The sequence below is a fragment of the Amycolatopsis sp. WAC 01375 genome (assembly GCF_003947325.1).
Taxonomy (GTDB): domain Bacteria; phylum Actinomycetota; class Actinomycetes; order Mycobacteriales; family Pseudonocardiaceae; genus Amycolatopsis.
Genome location: NZ_QHHW01000018.1, coordinates 100,438 through 119,484, shown reverse-complemented (window position 1 = coordinate 119,484; position 19,047 = coordinate 100,438). Strand labels below are relative to the sequence as shown.

Genomic DNA, 19,047 nt, shown 5'->3' with positions numbered 1-19,047 from the left:
AGCTTTATGGGAGCGATCCCATACCCCGGACTCATCGACCTTGCCATGACCGATCCGTCCCTTTACGGTCCTCGATGGGAGCGCTCCCATAATTCGGATTCCGGTCGCAAGGAGGCGACGTATGAGATTCCGCAGAAAGGGTGTTTCGGCACCACTGGCCATCAGCGCGGTACTCGCGATGGTGGCGGTGCCGGTGGTGCTGAGCTCGAGTGCCGAAGCGGCGCCGGGCTGCAAGGTCGACTACACGATCACCAACCAATGGGACACCGGTTTCGGGGCGACCGTGACCGTGACCAATCTCGGCGACCCGATCAGCGGCGGCTGGACGCTGAGCTGGGACTTCCCCGGCGACCAGCGGGTGCAACAGGGCTGGAACGGGACCTTCGGCCAGCAAGGTACGCGCGTGACGGTCAAGGACGCGGGGTGGAACGGCTCACTCGGTACCGGCGCCACCGCCTCCCCTGGGTTCAACGGAAGCCACTCCGGCACCAACGGGAAACCCGCGGTCTTCACCTTGAACGGCACCACCTGCACCGGTTCCACCGTCCCCACCACCACGACCTCGCCCACCACCACGACCACCACTCCGGGTCCCGGCGGCCCCAAGGTGGACAACCCCTATGCCGGCGCCGGGGTGTACGTGAACCCGGATTGGTCGGCGAAGGCCGCCGCGGAACCCGGCGGCGCCCGGATCGCGAACCAGCCGACCGGCGTCTGGCTCGACCGGATCGCCGCCATCGCGGGCACGAGCACCAGCCGCGGCCTGCGCGCTCACCTCGACGAAGCACTTCTGCAGGCCGCCGGGCAACCGTTGGTCGTCCAGCTGGTGATCTACAACCTGCCCGGCAGGGACTGTTCCGCGCTCGCTTCGAACGGCGAACTCAAGGCGGACGAACTCGCGCGTTACCAGACCGAGTACATCGACCCGATCGCCACGATCGTCGCCGATCCGAAGTACTCGACGTTGCGGATCGTGAACGTGGTCGAAATCGACTCACTGCCGAACCTGGTCACCAACGTGACGCCCCGCCCGACGGTCACGCCCCAGTGCGACGTCATGAAGGCCAACGGGAACTACGTCAAGGGCGTCGGCTACGCGCTGGCGAAACTCGGTCCGATCGCCAACGTCTACAACTACATCGACGCCGGGCACCACGGCTGGCTCGGCTGGGACGACAACCTCGGCCCGTCCGCCGCGCTCATGGCCGAGGCCGCACGGACCTCCGGGAGCACGACGGCCAACGTGCACGGCTTCATCGCGAACACCGCGAACTACGGTGCGCTCAAGGAGCCGTACTTCACCGTGAACGACAGTGTCGGCGGCACTTCGGTACGGACATCGAAGTGGATCGACTGGAACCGCTACGTCGACGAACTTTCCTTCGCCCAGGCGTTCCGGCAGGAAGCGGTCCGAGCCGGGTTCTCGGCGGACGTCGGCATGCTCATCGACACTTCCCGCAACGGCTGGGGCGGCACCGCGCGGCCGACCGGTGCCGGGCCGTCCACCACCGTCGACGCCTATGTGAACGGCGGCCGGACCGATCGCCGCATCCACCTGGGCAACTGGTGCAACCAGTCCGGCGCCGGGCTGGGCGAGCGCCCGAAGGCCGCGCCGGAAGCCGGGATCGACGCCTACGTCTGGATCAAGCCGCCGGGCGAGTCCGACGGTGCCAGCAAGGAGATCCCGAACACCGAGGGCAAGGGGTTCGACCGGATGTGCGATCCGACGTACACCGGTAACCCGCGGAACCAGAACAACCTGTCCGGCGCGCTTCCCGACGCGCCGCTTTCCGGGCACTGGTTCTCTGCACAGTTCCAGGAACTCCTGAAGAACGCGTATCCGGCGCTGTAGGTAGTGGCACCGCCGGTGCGCGAGCGGCGGGCCCGCGCCTGGACTGGCGCGTGGTTGGGTGCCGCGGGGCTCAAGCGTGGAGGATTCGGGACAGTGAACGTCCCGAATCCTCCACGGCCACCTCGAACAGCACGGTCGAAACGCTTATCGGCAGAGCACCAACTACGGGTACCGCAAGAAGGCGTGATCCGCTCGCGGCCGTGGGGCGACGCATCTCGACCATGGGTTCACCCCTGCACCCGACGTTGCGAAAGCCACTTTCGCAACGTTGAAGGTTGCGAAAGTGGCTTTCGCAACCAGCCACCTATGCCATGCCCCTCAATAACCCGAATCGCCACTCACGAGCTTCTATTGAGGGGTAAGGCAAATATGGCGTGATCGGCTCACTGCCGTAAAGGCCCTTGCTCACCCTTAAGGCAGGACGGCGGACTCTCGCGGGCCGACGGCAGGCAAGGGACTGCCCGCTGGAGCCGGGCGCGACCACGACTGTCCACACGGGACACGTCTCGACGACCCAGTGACAGATTAGTGTTTATATGTACGGTTTCAAAGGGGGTCGTGAGCGATAAAGAGGATTCTAACCGTCCTAATCGCTCACGACCCTCACTCAAAACCGCGCATACTGCCCAAGTTGGACATTCTACTTCAGTAAAGTGTCCCTTGTGGACACCCGGGTAACCGTCCCGGCGTCCACTCGCCAGTCCGGACCCGCGCCGGGACACGCCACCTTCGCCTTACCCCTCAATGACGCGCCGTAGCCTGCCACCGCTGGTTCGGGCCGTTGGTGGGCTGGTAGCTCCCGATCCGCGCACCGTCCTCACGGGATTCGCCGGTCACGTCGAGCAGCCGTCCCGTTGCGACGTTGACGAACGCCCAGGTCCCGTCACCGGTGCTCGACAAGGTCCAGCGCGAAGCCGGTCCGTCCGTGCCCGCCGGAACCAGGTTCACCGCACCACCGGCCGTACTGAGCACCTGCCCGCTCCCGGCGTTCGAGATCGTGAACTGATCCCGGTTGCCGTACCGGCCGGTGCGATCGGCCAGCGTCCAACGCTGGGCGGCGGCCGAGTCGTCCGTCGTGCGCTGCACGAGCGAACCGTTCTCGGCGCTCAACGACTTCCCGCTCTGCACGCCGGTGAACGAGAACGCCTTCCCGGAACCGAGGCCGGTCCCGGAGGCGACCGAACCGACACCGTCGACCACGAAGCTGGTCACCGACCGGGCCGGCACCCGCAAGGTCGCCTTCTGGCCCGACACCTTCACCGCTTCGCCCTTCCGGAGCGCGCCACCGACGTCGGTCACCACCGGGGTCACCTTCGCACCGGGCTGGATCCGGGCGAAGCCGGACAGGTCCAGGGTGACGTCCCGTTCGGTGTCCCCCGCGTTGACATGGACCACCGTCGCCAGGTTCTCGCCGCGCAGCGCGGCGGTGCTCGACGGGTCGTTCATCCCGATCACGCGGTCACCCGGCTTGATGAAATGGGTGAAGTTCCGCATCGTGTGGTACTTCGTGTTCGTCCTGATCGGACAGTTCGCCAGGGTCGCGTTCGCCGGACAGTCGAACGGGATCTGGATCTCACCCCAGTTCATCCCCTCCGGCCGCTCGCCGCCCGGCTTCATCGCGTTGTAGTCCTCGATCGGCTGCCAGCCGATCCACGCGCTCGGCTCCAGTTCACGCAGGTCGCCGGTGATCTGCCGGGCGAGACCGAGGCCGGGATCCATACTCGTGAAGTCCTGCCCGTCCTTCCAGCTCCCGCCGACCTCGCTCATCCACAGCGGTTTCGCCGCGCCTTTGGCCAGATCCCGCGGGATCGGCCGGTTCCCGGTGCCGTAGGTGTGCACGTTGAGCCGTCCGGCGGCCGCGCGCGCTTCGGGCGACCAGCCGTTCCAGTCCGCGGCGAAAATGTCCGGATTGGTCTCGTCGGGAGCGGAGACGATCGCCCGCGAACCGGTCGCGGCCAGTGCCTTGGCCATCTCGGGGATCAGCCGGGACTGGACCGACGGCCCGATGTGCGCGCCTTCCTGCCTGCCGCCGGTCGGGTTCCCGTCCGGCCCCAGCGTGGTCTTCCAGTAGTTCGTGTTGGGCTCGTTCAGCGGATTGACCGACGCGAACTTGATACCGTGCGCGCGTTCGAGCGTCTTGGCGACCTTGGCCAGGTAGGCGGTGAAGTCGCCCGTCTTCTCGGTCCGCAGTTGCTCGTCGGTGGCGTTGAACCCACCGGAGACGTACCCCGACACCGTGTGGAAGTACGGCGGCGAGTTGCTGAACGCCTCCCAGCGCGTGACCCGGTTCTTGATCCGGTCCACCCACCAGCGCTGGCTCGGGTCGGCGGCGGGATCGAACTCCGCGGGATCGCTCGGAGTCCACCAGTCCTTGTCCACGCGGGTCGTCCCCGCGGGCGCCTTCCACCAGCCGGGGATCGCGCCACCCGGACGCAGATACGGCGGGACGTCCGGCGCGTTGCCGCCGCCGATGTTGAACCGGGCGATGGTGAAGTTCAGCCCCTCCTCGCCGAACACCATGTCGGCCAGTTTCGTGCGGATCGGGTCCGGATAGCGCCCGGTGGCCTCGGCCATCCACGCGAGGCTGGCGCCCCAGCCCTCGAAGGCCTGATGGCGGTAGGTGGGGTCGGGCCGGACGGTGACCGCGTCGGCGGCCGAGGCCGTCGCGACGGTCAGCGCGGCCGCGGTCAAAGGTACACAGAGGACGGTGAACAGACGGCGGAACGTGGTTCTGCGGCTCATCGGTGAACTGCCCTTCGTTCGGATCCGTTTGCCGATCAGGCTTCGGTGTGCCCCAGGAGCGGCCGGGGCACGAACCGCGCCTCGGTCTCGAGCATCGTGTCCAGCTCCAGCACCACGAGATCGTTGGTCCCGGACCGGACCACCGGCCGCGGCACGTACAACGTCCTTTGTGGACCACGGCGCCAGTACCGGCCGAGCAGGAACCCGTTGATCCAGACCAGGCCCTTGCCCCAGTGCGCCGTGTCGAGGAAGAGGTCGGCGGGTTCGTCGAGTTCGAAGCCGCCCCGGACCATCACCGGACCGGACAACGGCCCCGCCGGGCCCTCGTCCGCGGAGACCTCCGGAAGGAGATCCGGCAACGCGGCCACGTCGATCGGGACGACCTCCCAGCCGGTCAGCGGTTCACCGTGCAGGCACGCGCCACCGATGAGCCCCTTGGCCTCGCCGATCCGCTCCCCGTAGTTGACCCGCCCCAGGTCCTCCACCAGCACCAGCAGTTCGCCGCGCGCACGGGGCAAGCGGATCGCGCGGTCCCGGTGCTCGCGAAGCAAGGTGCCCACACGGTCGCCGTCGAAGAACACCGTCGCCCGGTCGCGCACCTCACCGAAGGTCAGGACACTCGGCCCTTCGGAGTCGATGGTCGTCCGCAGGAACGCCAGACGCGGGGTCGGGGTCAGTTCGTCGAAGGTGGGCAGGCTTTCGTGGACCTGCGCGGTTCCCCAGCGACGCGGTGAATCGAGCAGCCAGGCGGGGTCGCGAAGCGCCCCGACCGGCGTCGGCGCCGGCCGGGCCTCGGGTGGAACGGTGTCCGGAACCTTGTGGTAGCGCGCGATCACCTCGCGGAACGCGTGGTACTTCGGTGTCGGGTCACCCGCTTCGTCGAGCGGCGCGTCGTAGTCGTAGGAGGTGACCAGCGGCTGGTAGACGCCCTTGTCGTTGGCACCGTTGGTGAGCCCGAAGTTGGTGCCGCCGTGGAACATGTACAGGTTGACCGAGGCGCCCGCGGCGAGCAGCGCGTCGAGATCCGCCGCGGACTCGGCGACCGTGGTGGTGTGGTGGTGCGCGCCCCAGTGGTCGAACCAGCCGTTCCAGAACTCACTGCACATCAAGGGACCGGTCGGCTGGTGCTCACGCAGGGTCTTCAGCCGCGCGGTGCTCTGCGAACCGAACGACGCCGTCCGGTGGAGCACCCCGTCGAGACCGCCGTTCGCCAGCATCTCGTCGGTGGGCTGGTCCACCGTGGTCAGGGGAACGGTGATGCCGGCGGCGCGGGTGTAGTGGGTCAGCGCGGCCAGATACCGTTTGTCGCCGCCGAAAGCGCCGTACTCGTTCTCGACCTGGACGAGCAGGACGGGCCCGCCGCGATCGATCTGATGCGGCGTGACGACGCGGAACACGTCGTCCAGATAGCCGCGGACGGCGGCGAGGTAGCGCGGTTCGAACTCGCGGACCCGGAGTTCGGTGTCGCGTAGCAGCCAGGTCGGGAGGCCGCCGTTGTCCCATTCCGCGCAGATGTACGGCCCCGGCCGGACGATCGCGTACATCCCGGCCTCGGCGATCAGCCGGAGGAACCGGTCGAGGTCGAGGCCGCCGGAGACGTCGAACTCGCCCTGTTCCGGCGAGTGCGCGTTCCAGGCGACGTAGGTCTCGATGGTGTTGAGGCCCATCCGGCGGGCCTTGTCGATGCGGTCGGCCCATAGGTCCGGGTGCACGCGGAAGTAGTGCAGTGCCCCGGAAATGATCTGGAACGGCTTGCCGTCGAGCAGGAAGTCGGTCTCCCCGATGCTGAACTCAGACATCGCGGACCACCACCGTGGCCAGCCGGAGCGCGGTCCAGGAGAGGGGCGGAAGCGTGGCGGTGATGGTGGTTCCTTCCGGGTCGCGCTCGGCCGTCACCCCTGGCAACGGGACGGGCCGGACTGGTGCTGTGTGGACGGAATTCGTGACGTGCCGGTGGTGCCCGTCCGGGACGGCGACGGTCCAGGTCCCGTCGGGCGTCAGCCGGGCGCCGCGGACACGCAACCGCACTTCGGTCTCGGACTCGGTCGACCGGTTGGTCAGGAACACCGCGCAACGACCGTTCTCGTCGAAGGTCGCCGCGGCGTCGACGACGTCCACCCGGCCGTGCAGTCCTGTGTGGATGGTTTCGCCCGTGACGGTGAGCCGCAGGCTGTTCCCTTCAGCCAGCGACGAAACCAGGCTGAACGGGTGGAACGTCGTCTGCCGCCACGCCGGACCGCCGGGTTCGGCGCGGATCGGCGCGATGACGTTCACCAGTTGCGCCTGGTTGGCCATCGTGACGCGGTCGACGTTGCGCAGCAGGGATCCGAGCAGCGAGCCGACGACGACCGCGTCGGTGACGGTGTAGTCCTGCTCGATGATCCGTGGGTGTTCCCGCCAGCCGCCGGCGGCCAGCTCGTGCTGTTCGACGTCGTTCCAGTGGCGCTGGTCCCAGACGTTCCACTCGTCGACGCTGATGCCGACCTTCTTGTCCAGTCCGGCTTTCGCGAGGACGTCGTCGATGATCCCGGCGGTGGTGCGGACGAAGCCGTCGAGAGCGGCGGCGCTGGCCAGGTAGCTCGAAACGTCACCGTTGTGCTCCTGGTAGTAGGCGTGCAGGGAGAGGTGGTCGACGAGCGCCGCGGTGTGCTCCAGGACGGTGCGTTCCCAGTGCCCGAACGTCGGCATCTCGCGGCTCGAACTCCCCGCGACGACGAGTTCGACACCCGGGTCGATCATCCGCATGAGCCGGGCCGTCTCGGCGGCGAGGCGGCCGTACTCTTCGGCGGTCTTGTGCCCGACCTGCCACGGCCCGTCCATCTCGTTGCCGAGACACCAGAGCCGGAAGCCGAACGGCCGATCGGCGCCGTTCGCGCGCCGCCGTTCGCTCAGTTCCGTGCCACCGGGGTGGTTGCAGTACTCGAGGACGTCGGCGGCCTCCTGGACACCGCGGGTGCCGAGGTTGACCGCGTACATCACCTCGACGTCCGCGGCCTCGGCCCACGCGGCGAATTCGTGCAGGCCGAAGCGGTTCGACTCGACACTGTGCCACGCGGGATCCAGCCGGACGGGACGCCGTTCCACCGGTCCGACGCCGTCCTCCCAGCGGTACGCGGAAACGAAGTTCCCGCCGGGATAACGGACGACCGACGGCCCGAGTTCACGAACCAGGCCGAGGACGTCACCCCGGAATCCGCGATCGTCCGAAGTGGAGTGTCCTGGCTCGAAGATTCCGGTGTGGACGGAACGGCCCATATGCTCGACGAACGAGCCGAACAGCCGTCGCGGCACCGCGCCGATCACCTCGGAAACGTCGGCTTCGATCTGGATGCCCACGCCTCACCCCGCGCTGACGGTGAAGCCCTGCTGGTTGCCGTAGTCGACGATCGCCTGTTGCCAGGCGTTCAGTCCGGCGTCGAGCGAGGTGCCGTTGAGGTAGGCCTTGCCGACGGTGTCGCTGAAGACGCTGTTGGCGTAGGTCTGGTACGGCAAGTACGTCCAGCCCTTCGCGACGCTCTTCGACGCGTCGTTGAGCACCTGGTTGATCTTCTGCCCGCCGAAGTAGGGATCGGCCTGGTCGAGGAAGGCGGGCGAGTTCAGGTCGGCCGTGGTCGCCGGGAATCCGCCGCTGGCGATGAACGGCTTGACCCCGCTGCCGTGGTTGAGCCAGCGGACGAACGCCGCCGCCAGCGCCGGGTTGCCGCTCTGCTTCAGCACCGACTGCGTGCTGCCGCCGTTCTCCGCGGTGACCGGCTGACCGTCGTACGTCGGCATCGACGCCACCGCCCACTTGCCGGCGCCGCCGGGAACCGAGGACTTGAAGTTGCCCGGCATCCAGGCGCCGGTGACCAGCGAGGCGATGGTGCCGTCGCCGAGCGCGCGGAACCAGTCGTCGGACCACTCCTTGATCGGGGCGAGCAGTTTGCCCTCGACCAGCTGGTTCCAGGTGGCCGTCCACTTCTTGGTGCCCGCGTCGGCGAGGTCGACCTTGACGTTCCGCCCGTCGGCGGTGAACGGCTTCCCGCCCGCCTGCCAGATCATGCTGGTGGCGAAGCCGGGGTCGCCCGTGTCGGAGGTGAGGTACTTGCCGGGGTCGGCCGTGTGCAGCTTCTTGGCCGCGGCGACGTACTCGTCCCAGGTCTTCGGCACGGCGATACCGTGGGCGTCGAAGACTTCCTTGTTGTAGAACAGCGCCATCGGACCGGAGTCCTGCGGCAAGCCGTATAGGCCGTTATTCACCCGGACACTGGACCAGGTCGAGGGCGCGTAGTCCTTTTCGAAGGAACCGAAGCCGTACTGATCGAGATTGGCCAGCGAGTCGGTCAGTGCGAACTGCGGCAACGCGTAGTACTCGATCTGGGCGACGTCCGGTGCCCCGGAGCCTGCTTTGATCGCGTTCTGCAGCTTGGTGTACTGCTCCTTGTTGGTACCGGCGTTGACGTAGTTGACCTTGACGTTCGGGAACTCCTTCTCGAACGCGGCGACCTGGTCCTTCGCCGACGGCGTCCAGCTCCAGTAGGTGATCGTGCCGCCCGCCTTGAGCGCGGCGTCGACCGAGTCCTGGTTCCCGGCGACCGGACCGTCCGCGCCGGACGAACAGCCGACGGCCAGCGCCGCGGCCAGTGTCATGGCGACGGCGGCCTTGACGCCTCTACGGATTCGCGACATCGAGTGTCCTTTCGGGACGGTGTTCATTGCTTGACGCTGCCCGCGCTCAGGCCGGACTGCCAGTAGCGCTGCATGAGCAGGAAGGCGATGACGAGCGGGACGATGGTGAGCAGCGAGCCGGTCAGCACCAGGTGGTACACCGGCTGGGCGCCGGCGCCCGAGGCCTGCGCGCTCCACTGGTTGAGCCCGACGGTAAGCGGGTACCACTTCGGTTCGCTGAGCATGATCAACGGCAGGAAGTAGTTGTTCCAGGTGGATACCACGGTGAACAGCGCCACCGTGACGATCCCGGGCGCGAGCTGGCGCAGCGTCACGGTGAGGAAGATCCTAATCTCCCCCGCGCCGTCGATCCGCGCCGCCTCCAGCAGCTCGTCCGGGATCGCTTCGGAGGCATACACCCAGATCAGGTAGAGACCGAACGGGCTGATGAGCGACGGAATGATGATCGCCAGCGGCGTGTTGGTGAGGCCGAGTTCGCTGAACATCAGGAAGGTCGGCACCGCGAGCGCCGTACCCGGGACGGCGACCGCGCCGAGCACGACCGCGAACACCGCGCGGCGGCCGGGAAAACGGTACTTGGCCAGGCCGTATCCCGCGGCGGTGGCAAGAATGGTCGCTCCCCCGGCGCCGACCACTACGTAGAGCAGCGTGTTCCCCAGCCAGCGCAGGAAGATCCCGTTGTCGTAGGTGAAGGTCTCGCCGATGTTCTCGAACAGCGCGAACGGTCCGCCGAACGACAGTCCCGAGGTGGTGAACAGGGCGGACTGCGTCTTGGTCGCGTTGATCACCAGCCACACCAGCGGCACGAGCGTGTAGATCAGGTACAACGCCATGACGGCGGTGAGGACGCGTGACTTCCGGGGCCGCGTCACCGAGAACGTGGCCATCACATCCCCTTCCGGGAGCCGCGCAGCTGCACGACATAGGCGATGATCGCGGTGATCACGCCCATCACGATCGCGACGGTGGCGGAGTAGTTGTACTGCTGCGCGCCGAAGGAAAGGTTGTAGGCGTACATGTTCGGCGTGTAGAAGGTGCCGATCACGTTGGGCGCCAAGGTGCGCATGATGTTCGGCTCGTTGAAGAGCTGGAAACTGCCGATGATCGAGAAGATCGTGGCGATGACGATCGCCCCGCGCAGCGCGGGCAGCTTCACGCTCAGGATGGTGCGGAACGCGCCGGCGCCGTCGATCGCCGCGGCCTCGAACTGTTCCTTCGGGATCACCTTCAGCGCGGAGTAGAAGATCAGCATGTTGTAGCCGACGAACTCCCACGTGACGACGTTGCCGATAGAGGCGAGCATCCAGTTGTCCGACAACGGTTTGACCACGTCGCGGCCGAGCAGGTGGTTCAGGTCGGCCGCCAGTCCGAAGTGGTCGCCGTAGATGAAGCCCCACATCAGCGCGGCGACCACGGCGGGCACTGCGTAGGGCAGGAAGATCACGACCCGGAAGAAGCCGGACGCGTGCAGGCGGGCGCTGTCGATGGCGAGTGCCGCGATCAGCGCGAGCACCAGCATGATCGGCACCTGCACGGCGAGGAACACCAGCACCCGCTGGAAGGAGTCCCAGAACTTCGGATCGGCGAGTACCTGCGCGTAGTTGTCCACCCCGACGAACGTCGTCCCGCCGAAGAAAGCCTGGTCGCGGAAGAGACTCAGCACGAACGCGTACACGATCGGCGCCAGGAACGTCAGTGCGAACACCAGCATGAACGGGGCGACGAAAAGCCAGCCGCGCCAGTTGCGACGGACTCGTCGCGTGGTGCCCGCACGGCGGGGCGGCGCCGGTGCGGGCGCGACCGCTGTGGACGTCATCGTCCCTCCGGATTCTCCGAGCGAAAGCGCGGCTCGCGAGATGTTTACGTCAACATCAGACCGGCGGAGGCTATCGTGTTGACGTGAACATGTCCAGGAACGGCCGCGGACCGTCGATGGCCGACGTCGCCAGGGAAGCCGGCGTGTCCGGCCAGACCGTCTCCCGGGTCGCGAACGGTCGGACGAACGTCGACGAGGCGACCCGAGAACGTGTGCTCGCGGCGATGCGCCGGGTGGGCTACCGGCCCAACAGCGCGGCCCGCGCACTGCGCAACGGCCGGTTCCGCAGTATCGGCGTGATCATCTCGGCGCTCGCGACCTTCGGTAACAGCCGCACCCTCGACGCGGTCGCGTCCGCGGCCGCGGGCGAAGGGTTCTCGATCATCCTCATGCCGGTGACCAGACCGTCCCAAGGCGAGGTGTCGGGCGCCTTCAGCAGACTCGACGAACAGGCCGTCGACGGCGTCATCATCCTCATCGAGCAGCACGAGCTGGACCAGAGCGAGATCGAGCTGCCCCACGGGCTTCCGGTCGTCGTCATCGACGCGGGCGGCAGGCGCGACCATCCGGTCGTCGACTTCGATCAGGCGTCCGGCGCCATCGCCGCGACCCGGCATCTGCTCGATCTCGGGCACGAGACCGTGTGGCACGTCGCCGGCCCGCCCGAGTCCTACGCGGCCGAACGCCGCCGGAAGTCTTGGCAGGAGACGCTCGAGGCGGAGGGCCGGGAAGTGCCGCCACCGCTCACCGGTGACTGGTCTTCGCGGTCCGGGTACGAACACGGCGTCCGGCTGGCGGGCGATCCCGCGGTCACCGCCGTCTTCGTCGCGAACGACCAGATGGCGCTCGGCCTGCTGCGCGCGATGCACGAAAAGGGCCGGTCCGTCCCTGATGACGTGAGCGTGGTCGGCTTCGACGACATGGACGAGGCCGCCCACTTCTGGCCGCCGCTCACCACCGTCCGGCAGTCGTTCGACGAGGTCGGTAACCGGGCCGTCGCCGCGTTGCTCGCCGAGATCTCCGACGGCGCCGCGGCGGGTGCGATCAGCGTGCCGACGGAACTCGTCGTCCGGTCCAGCACCGCGCCGCCGCGGTCACGGTCGAGGAAGGACTGAAGGGCGCTTCACCGCGCGTAACGAGGGGAAAGTCCCCTTCAGCTTTCGAGCACACCTGCGGCTTTCTGCGCGGCGCCGGTGATATTGCGGACCATGCCGCCGAAGACCACGCCGTGGAACGGCGCGATCCCCTTCCAATACGCGTGCCCGGCGAGCCCGTGCGGCTCGAACACCGCCCGCTGCCGGTAGATCGTCCCACCGTCCTCATCGGACTCGACCCCGAGTTCGAGCCAGGCGCGGCCCGGGAGCTTCATCTCCGCCCGCAGCCTCAACAGGCGCGGCCGGTCGAGGTATTCGACGCGCCACCAGTCCAGCGCTTCGCCGAGGTGCAGCCGTCGTGGATCCCGCCTCCCGCGCCGCAACCCGACCCCGCCGACGAGCCGGTCCGCCCAGCCGCGGACCGACCAGGCCAGCGGGAACGAGTACCAGCCGTGTTCCCCGCCGATCGACTCGATGACGTCCCACAGCGCTCCCGGCGAGGCGTCCGTCCGCTGCTCGCGTTTGTCCTCGTAGACCGTGCCTCCCGCCCACTCCGGATCACTCGGCAGGGGGTCCGACGGCGCGGTCGACGCGTCCGACCAGCGGGTCGGCACGTCGGCGTTCCGGATCCGGGTCAGCGCCAGTTCGACGGCGTGTTCGTAGTGGGTCAGCCCCGCTTCCGGGTCGGGGATGTGCTCGGCGATGGCGTGGTCGTGGCAGACCACTTCGTGCACCAGCGACTCGATCAACGGTACGGCGATCGACTTCGGCACGGGCGTGACCAGGTTGACCCACTGCGCGGAAAGCCACGGAGTCAGCACCGGAACGGGCACGACGGCTCGCCTTGGCAGACCCGCGACGATGGCGTAGCGGCGCATCATGTCCAAATAGGTCAGGACGTCTGGGCCGCCGATGTCGAACGCGCCGTTCACTTCCGGTGGCTGGTCTGCGGCGTGCACCAGGTAGTGCAGCACGTCACGGATCGCGATCGGCTGGATGCGGTTGTGCACCCACCGCGGGGTGATAATCGCGGGAAGGCGTTCGGTCAGGTAGCGCAGCATCTCGAAACTCGCCGAACCCGAGCCGATGATCACCGCGGCCTGCAGGACGACGGCGGGCACCCCGGAGTCCAGCAGGACCCTGCCGACTTCGGCGCGGGAAGCCAGATGCGGCGACAACTCCTCGTCGTCCGGCACGATGCCGCCCAGATACACCAGCCGCCGTGCGCCCGCCTTCTTCGCGGCCTCGGCGACAGTCTTCGCCGCCTCGCGGTCGATCGCGACGAAGTCCTTTCGCGCCAGGGAATGCACGAGGTAGTAGACGACCTCGCCGTCGGCCAGCGCCGTCTCGATCGAAGCCGGATCGGTGACGTCGCCGCGTTCGACCTCGACCCGGTCACGCCAGGGCTCTTCGGCGACCTTCTCCGGCGAGCGAGCCACCACGCGGACCTCGTGACCCGCTTCGAGCAGTTGCGGCACCAGCCGCCCGCCGACATATCCCGTCGCTCCGAGCACCACACATCGCATTCCCCGAGTGTTCACGGTGCCAGGCGTGCTCGCACCTCCACGGTCGCGGCGATACTGCTTCGGAGGAACCGGGCGACCGTCCGCCGCTCATCGTCCCCAAGGTCGCGCCATGCGGCGGAGAAGCGCTCGCCGAGGGGCAGAAAGAACTCGGCGCCGATTTCCCGCGCCTTGTCGTGCATCCGCAACTCGACCTTGCGGCGGTCGGTCGCGCTCCGGTCCCGGTAGAGGTGCCCGGCCCGCTCCAGCCGATCCAGCACCGACGTCGTCGCCGACGCGCTCAGATGCAGCGCGCCCGCGAGCCTGCTCGGGCTCATCGGGTCCCCCATCCTGGCCGCGTCCATGATCACCGCGAGCGCGTTGAGGTCGGTCCGGTGCAGGCCGTGCGCCTCGCCGAACATCTCGGCGAACCGGTCCGATTCGACGGTCAGCTGCCGCAGCAGGAGGACGAGCAGGGCGTCCGTGACCTCCTCGGTGTCTTCAGCGCCCTTGGTCATGCCCGAAACCTCCCCTCACGCTGCCCCGTCCGGGTGACCACTCTACTATTTCGATGGTCGAACTATTCACTCGTCGAAGTAGTACTGCCACGGGAGCCATCCGCTCATGATCTCCGAAGTCGAACACCCCGCCCGCACGCGGTCACGTCTGCGCTGGCTGCTCCCCGCCCTCGTCGCGGTGGCCTGGCTGATCTTCGGCGGATTCAGCGGCCCGTATGCGGGCAAGCTGAGCCAGGTCACGGAGAACGACAGCAGCAGCTTCCTGCCCGCCTCGGCCGAAGCGACCGAGGTCGGTGAACTCCAGAAGCAGTTCTCCAGTGCCGCCGTCATCCCGGCGATCGTCGTCGCCGAACGGCCGTCGGGCCTGACCGAGGGCGACAAGCGGTTCCTCGCCGACCGGACGTCGAACGCACGGCTCGTCCCGGCTCCGGAGAGCAACGCGGGCGCGCAGGTCGTCGTGCTCCTCGACGCCACGACCGACCCCGGGGACGGGGTCGAGGCACTGCGTGACGCGCTCGCCCGTGACACACCGGATGGGCTGAAAGTGCTGGTGACCGGTCCGGCCGCGCAGGTCGCCGATCTCAAGGAGGCGTTCGGCGGGATCGACGGGCTGCTGCTCCTGGTCGCGGGCGCGGTGGTCGCGCTCATCCTGATCATCGTCTACCGAAGCCCACTGCTGCCCCTGCTCGTCCTGTTGTCGGCGGTGTTCGCGCTGGGAACGGCGAGCCTCGCGGTGTACCTGCTCGCGGATCACGACGTGCTGGCGTTGAACGGGCAGAGTCAGGGCATCCTGTTCATCCTCGTCTTCGGCGCCGCCACCGACTACGCGCTCCTGATGATCTCGCGCTATCGCGAGGAACTCAGGACGTCCGACGACGCCCGCTCCGCGCTCCGCACGGCCTGGCGCTCGACCATCGAGCCGATCGCGGCCTCCGCCGGGACCGTGATCCTCGGCGTCCTCTGCCTGCTGTTCAGCGACCTGAACTCCAACAAGGGACTCGGGCCGGTCGCCGCCATCGGCATCGGCGCGGCCTTCCTGACGACCATCACGTTCCTGCCCGCCGTCCTGGCCTTGTGCGGGCGCAACGCCTTCTGGCCCTTCCGGCCGGCGGTCGCCCCGCCGAAGGAAGAGACCGGCGGACTTTGGGGACGCGTCGCGGGCTGGATCTCCCGCGCGCCGCGCACGATCTGGATCGTCACGACCGTCGTCCTCCTCGCGGGCGGCGCGTTCCTCCCGCAGCTCAAGGCTTCCGGCACCGCGCAGTCCGACGTCTTCCTCACGCCGGTCGATTCCGTGGCGGGACAGGAAGTCCTTTCCCGCTACTTCCCCGGCGGCTCAGGCTCTCCGACCGTGATCATCGCCCCTGCCGGACAAGCCAAGACGGTGACCGAGCTGGCGCGTGTCCCCGGCGTCTCGGACGTCCGTCAAAGCGGCGAAGCGGGCGGGCTCGCGAAGATCGACGCGGTATTGGCCGATCCGCCCGACTCCGACGCGGCCGTCGCGGCGGTCCAACGGATCCGCGAAGCCGTGCACACCGTCGACGGCACCAAGGTCGGCGGGCCGACGGCGACCCTGCTCGACACCAGGGAGACCTCGGAGCACGACCGGTTGCTGATCATCCCGATCGTCCTGGTCGTGATCTTCCTCGTACTCGCCCTGCTGCTGCGGTCGCTGCTCGCGCCGCTGCTGCTGATCGGCACGGTGGTGCTGTCGTTCGCCGCGACGATGGGCGTCTCGGCGCTGGTGTTCAACCACGTCTTCGACTTCCCGGGCGCCGACCCGGTCGTCCCGCTGTTCGGCTTCGTCTTCCTTGTGGCGCTGGGGATCGACTACAACATCTTCCTGATGACCAGGGTCCGCGAGGAGGCCGGCAGAATCGGCACCCGGGACGGGACACTGCGCGGCCTGCGTGTCACCGGCGGCGTGATCACCTCCGCGGGTGTCGTGCTCGCCGCGACGTTCGCCGCGTTGGCCGTCCTGCCGATCCTTTTCCTGGCGCAGCTGGCTTTCATCGTCGCGTTCGGCGTTCTGCTCGATACACTTCTGGTGCGCTCGCTGCTGGTACCGGCGCTGTCGGTGGACGTCGGACGGAAGATCTGGTGGCCGTCGAAGCTGGCGAAGACCGGCCGGGAATGAAAGCGGCGATCACGAGCGCGACGAGCGCGGTCGCCGAGCCGAGTCCCATGATCAGCCGGAATCCGTCATGGGACGGCACCCGCACCGGCCCGAAAGAGACGGTCAGCTGCGCGAGGATCACGCCAGCGACGGCACTGGAGACCGACGTGCCGATCGCACGCATGAGGGTGTTGAGGCTGTTCGCGGCCGCCGTCTCCGAAACCGGGACTGCGCCCATGATGAGCGCCGGCATGGCGCCGTACGCGAGCCCGATCCCCGCGCCGATCGTGGCGGACACCAGGACCAGATGCCATTCGCTCGCCATCAGGACGGTGCCGAGGCCGTAGCCGGCGGCGACCACGAGCGCGCCGAGCATCAGCGTCACCTTGGGGCCGCGGGCTTTCGTGATCCGCGCGGACAGCGGCGCGGTCAGCATCATCACCACACCGGACGGCACCAGCACAAGACCGGTGACGAGCATGGTCTGCCCGAGTCCGTAGCCGGTCGCCGCGGGCAGCTGCAGGATCTGCGGCAGCACCAGCGACTGCGCGAACATGGCGAACGCGAACACGATCGACGTCAGATTCGTCAGCAGGACCTGCCGCCGGACGGTCGTCCGCAGGTCCACCAGCGGCCGGGCCGCCCGCAGTTCCCAGCCGCCCCACAGCAGCAGGACGAGCGCGGCGGCCCCGAACAGACTCAGGGTCCGCCCGCTCGCCCAGCCCCATTGCGCGCCTTTGGAGATCGCCAGCAGCAGGCAGACCAAGGCCGTCGAAAGTCCTGCGGCGCCGACGAAATCGAACCTGCCGCCGGTGCGCACGTTCGATTCGGGAACGAACGCCAGCACGAGCGCGGTCACGACGGCGCCGAGTCCCGCCGCCGTCCAGAACAGAAGATGCCAGTCGGCGTTCTCGGCGAGCAACGCGGCCGCGGGCAGGCCGAGGGCGCCGCCGACGCCCAGTGAGGCACTCATCGTCGCCGTCGCCGAAGCGAGCCTTTCGGGCGGGAGTTCGTCACGCATGATGCTGATCCCGAGCGGGATCACCCCGGCCGCGAAACCTTGCAGCACCCGACCGGCGACCATCGGCACCAACGTGTCGCTCAGCCCGGCGACCACCGAACCCGCGATCAGCATGCCGAGGCTGAGCAGCAGCATCCGCCGTTTGCCGTACATGTCGCCGAGCCTGCCGACCATCGGTGTCGCGACCGCGCTCGCGAGCAGCGTCGCCGTGATCACCCAGGCCGCGTCGGCGGGCGAAGCGTCCAGGAGCTCCGGCAGCTTCGGGATCAGCGGGATGACCAGGGTCTGCATCAGCGAGACCACGATCCCGCCCAGCGCTAGCACCACCACGACCACTTGTGGACGCGGCACGGGCTGAGTCATTCGAAGCCTCCGGAGGGGAGCGGGAGTGAACGACTCCAACTTAAGTCAGTTGATTGACTTATGCCAACAACCCGGGCACTGTGTGAATCACCGGACCACCACGCCGAAGGAGCCCTTGATGACGGAGCCGTTGACGACACAGAGCGATCCGGATCGGCTGCCGAGCTTCCCGTTCCCCACCGACGAGGCACTGGCGCCGCCCGCCGAATGGGCCGAGTTCCGCGCGAAGTGCCCGGTCGCCAAGGTCGCTCTCGCCAGCGGCGACGAGGCGGCGTTGATCACTCGTTACGCGGACGTCAAACGCGTCCTGTCCGACTCACGGTTCACCAGGCCGACCCCTGCGGACAACGCGGCGCGGGTCGCGGACACCGAATCGGGCGGCGTCTTCAACAGCGAGATGGCGGGCGTGATCCCTCAGCACGGCGAAGCGCATCTGAAGTGGCGCCGGATGCTCGGAAAGTGGTTCACCGCCAAGCGGATGAACGCGCTGCGGCCGCGGATGGAGGCGATGGCCGTCCAGCTGATCGACGAGATGGTCGCGAAGGGCGGACCCGCGGACCTCAAGGCGGGCGTGGCCTTCCCGCTGCCGGTGTGGGTCATCTGCGACATGCTCGGCGTCCCGGACAGCGACCGGGAACGGTTCGCCCACTGGTCCGACGTCATGCTCAGCATGACCCGCTACACCCAGGCGGAGTTCGACGTCGCGCAGGCGGAATTCGGCCGGTACATGGGCGGGCACATCGCGGCCAAGCGCGCGGAACCGGGCGAGGACATCCTGAGCGCGCTCATCACCGACACCGACGCCGACGGCGAGCGCTGGTCCGACGCGCTGCTCGTCGCGACCGGGATCGGCCTGCTCATCGCCGGGCACGAGACCACCGCGAACATGATCGCGAAGATGGTGGCGATGCTGCTGGAAGACCGCGGCCGCTGGGAAGCGCTGCTCGCGGACCGGTCGCTGATCCGCACCGCCGTCGAGGAATCCCTGCGCATGGACGCCAACGCGGGGATCGGCATGTCGCGTTACCTCACCGAGGATTTCGAGGTCGGCGGGACGATCCTGTCGTCGGGCACCACGGCGATGTGCAGCATGGCTTCCGCGAACCGCGACGAGAGCGCGTTCGAGGCCGCGGCCGACATGACGCTCGACCGGAGCCCGAATCCGCATCTGGCGTTCGGCGCCGGCGCGCACGCGTGCCTGGGACAGCCACTCGCCCGTACCGAACTGCAGGTCGTCCTCGGTGTCCTGCTGGACAAACTGCCCACGCTGGAACTCGCCGTCGCGGCGGCGGAGCTGCGTAAGGTCGAAGGGCTCGCCGTCGGCGGACTGCGGGAACTGCCCGTGCGATGGTGAT

12 protein-coding genes and 1 pseudogene are annotated in these 19,047 nt (G+C 68.2%); 4 read left to right on the top strand and 9 right to left on the bottom strand.

The window, feature by feature from the left end:
- The first annotated feature begins 121 nt into the window (after positions 1 to 121).
- Complete coding sequence (locus tag DL991_RS08945; protein ID WP_125782863.1) at positions 122 to 1,852, top strand: glycoside hydrolase family 6 protein; 1,731 nt, start codon at positions 122 to 124, stop codon at positions 1,850 to 1,852.
- A gap of 741 nt (positions 1,853 to 2,593) precedes the next feature.
- Here the strand turns inward: DL991_RS08945 and DL991_RS08940 are convergent.
- The 6 genes from DL991_RS08940 to DL991_RS08915 are packed head-to-tail and all read right to left on the bottom strand — an operon-like array spanning position 2,594 to position 11,078.
- A complete protein-coding gene (locus tag DL991_RS08940; protein ID WP_125782861.1) occupies positions 2,594 to 4,594 on the bottom strand; it encodes an RICIN domain-containing protein in 2,001 nt (666 codons plus the stop codon).
- Positions 4,595 to 4,629: 35 nt separating this feature from the next.
- Positions 4,630 to 6,393 carry a beta-galactosidase family protein gene (locus tag DL991_RS08935; protein WP_125782859.1) on the bottom strand — a complete coding sequence of 588 codons (1,764 nt, stop codon included), beginning with the start codon at positions 6,391 to 6,393 and terminating at the stop codon, positions 4,630 to 4,632.
- The gene (locus DL991_RS08930) at positions 6,386 to 7,930 is read right to left on the bottom strand and encodes an alpha-N-arabinofuranosidase (RefSeq protein WP_125782857.1); all 1,545 of its coding nucleotides are present in this window, start codon (positions 7,928 to 7,930) and stop codon (positions 6,386 to 6,388) included. Before DL991_RS08930 ends, DL991_RS08935 begins: the two co-directional genes overlap by 8 nt.
- Before the next feature lie 3 nt (positions 7,931 to 7,933).
- Positions 7,934 to 9,262 (bottom strand): sugar ABC transporter substrate-binding protein, encoded by a 1,329-nt coding sequence (locus DL991_RS08925; RefSeq protein WP_199753881.1) that lies wholly within the window; start codon positions 9,260 to 9,262, stop codon positions 7,934 to 7,936.
- Positions 9,263 to 9,285: 23 nt separating this feature from the next.
- Positions 9,286 to 10,149: a carbohydrate ABC transporter permease gene (locus DL991_RS08920; RefSeq protein WP_125782855.1), complete on the bottom strand. Its 864-nt coding sequence runs from the start codon at positions 10,147 to 10,149 to the stop codon at positions 9,286 to 9,288.
- Entirely contained in the window at positions 10,149 to 11,078 is a 930-nt protein-coding gene (locus DL991_RS08915) for a carbohydrate ABC transporter permease (RefSeq protein WP_199746794.1), read from the bottom strand. The genes DL991_RS08920 and DL991_RS08915 overlap by 1 nt, the downstream gene beginning before the upstream one ends.
- An 89-nt stretch (positions 11,079 to 11,167) precedes the next feature.
- Here DL991_RS08915 and DL991_RS08910 point away from each other — a divergent pair, with 89 nt between their 5' ends.
- The gene (locus DL991_RS08910; RefSeq protein WP_125783099.1) at positions 11,168 to 12,193 is read left to right on the top strand and encodes a LacI family DNA-binding transcriptional regulator; all 1,026 of its coding nucleotides are present in this window, start codon (positions 11,168 to 11,170) and stop codon (positions 12,191 to 12,193) included.
- A gap of 38 nt (positions 12,194 to 12,231) precedes the next feature.
- On the opposite strand, the gene DL991_RS08905 is transcribed toward DL991_RS08910, so the two are convergent.
- Positions 12,232 to 13,698 carry an SDR family oxidoreductase gene (locus DL991_RS08905; protein WP_125783097.1) on the bottom strand — a complete coding sequence of 489 codons (1,467 nt, stop codon included), beginning with the start codon at positions 13,696 to 13,698 and terminating at the stop codon, positions 12,232 to 12,234.
- A gap of 11 nt (positions 13,699 to 13,709) precedes the next feature.
- Entirely contained in the window at positions 13,710 to 14,192 is a 483-nt protein-coding gene (locus DL991_RS08900) for a MarR family winged helix-turn-helix transcriptional regulator (protein WP_125782853.1), read from the bottom strand.
- A gap of 106 nt (positions 14,193 to 14,298) precedes the next feature.
- Between DL991_RS08900 and DL991_RS08895 the strand changes: the two genes are divergently transcribed.
- Positions 14,299 to 16,329 (top strand): efflux RND transporter permease subunit, encoded by a 2,031-nt coding sequence (locus DL991_RS08895; protein ID WP_199746795.1) that lies wholly within the window; start codon positions 14,299 to 14,301, stop codon positions 16,327 to 16,329.
- On the opposite strand, the pseudogene DL991_RS08890 reads toward DL991_RS08895, so the two are convergent.
- Positions 16,241 to 17,692: pseudogene (locus DL991_RS08890) on the bottom strand (MFS transporter); the annotation flags it as partial. The gene DL991_RS08895 and the pseudogene DL991_RS08890 sit on opposite strands and share 89 nt — an antisense overlap.
- Before the next feature lie 118 nt (positions 17,693 to 17,810).
- Here DL991_RS08890 and DL991_RS08885 point away from each other — a divergent pair.
- Entirely contained in the window at positions 17,811 to 19,046 is a 1,236-nt protein-coding gene (locus DL991_RS08885) for a cytochrome P450 (RefSeq protein WP_233598738.1), read from the top strand.
- The last annotated feature ends 1 nt before the right edge of the window (position 19,047 follow it).

Excerpts from the sequence above, each read along its gene's own strand:
- DL991_RS08945 (WP_125782863.1), top strand. The coding sequence starts at position 122 with ATGAGATTCCGCAGAAAGGGTGTTTCGGCACCACTGGCCATCAGCGCG.
- DL991_RS08940 (WP_125782861.1), bottom strand. The coding sequence starts at position 4,594 with ATGAGCCGCAGAACCACGTTCCGCCGTCTGTTCACCGTCCTCTGTGTA.
- DL991_RS08935 (WP_125782859.1), bottom strand. The coding sequence starts at position 6,393 with ATGTCTGAGTTCAGCATCGGGGAGACCGACTTCCTGCTCGACGGCAAG.
- DL991_RS08925 (WP_199753881.1), bottom strand. The coding sequence starts at position 9,262 with ATGTCGCGAATCCGTAGAGGCGTCAAGGCCGCCGTCGCCATGACACTG.
- DL991_RS08920 (WP_125782855.1), bottom strand. The coding sequence starts at position 10,149 with ATGGCCACGTTCTCGGTGACGCGGCCCCGGAAGTCACGCGTCCTCACC.
- DL991_RS08915 (WP_199746794.1), bottom strand. The coding sequence starts at position 11,078 with ATGACGTCCACAGCGGTCGCGCCCGCACCGGCGCCGCCCCGCCGTGCG.
- DL991_RS08910 (WP_125783099.1), top strand. The coding sequence starts at position 11,168 with ATGTCCAGGAACGGCCGCGGACCGTCGATGGCCGACGTCGCCAGGGAA.
- DL991_RS08905 (WP_125783097.1), bottom strand. The coding sequence starts at position 13,698 with ATGCGATGTGTGGTGCTCGGAGCGACGGGATATGTCGGCGGGCGGCTG.
- DL991_RS08900 (WP_125782853.1), bottom strand. The coding sequence starts at position 14,192 with ATGACCAAGGGCGCTGAAGACACCGAGGAGGTCACGGACGCCCTGCTC.
- DL991_RS08895 (WP_199746795.1), top strand. The coding sequence starts at position 14,299 with ATGATCTCCGAAGTCGAACACCCCGCCCGCACGCGGTCACGTCTGCGC.
- DL991_RS08885 (WP_233598738.1), top strand. The coding sequence starts at position 17,811 with ATGACGGAGCCGTTGACGACACAGAGCGATCCGGATCGGCTGCCGAGC.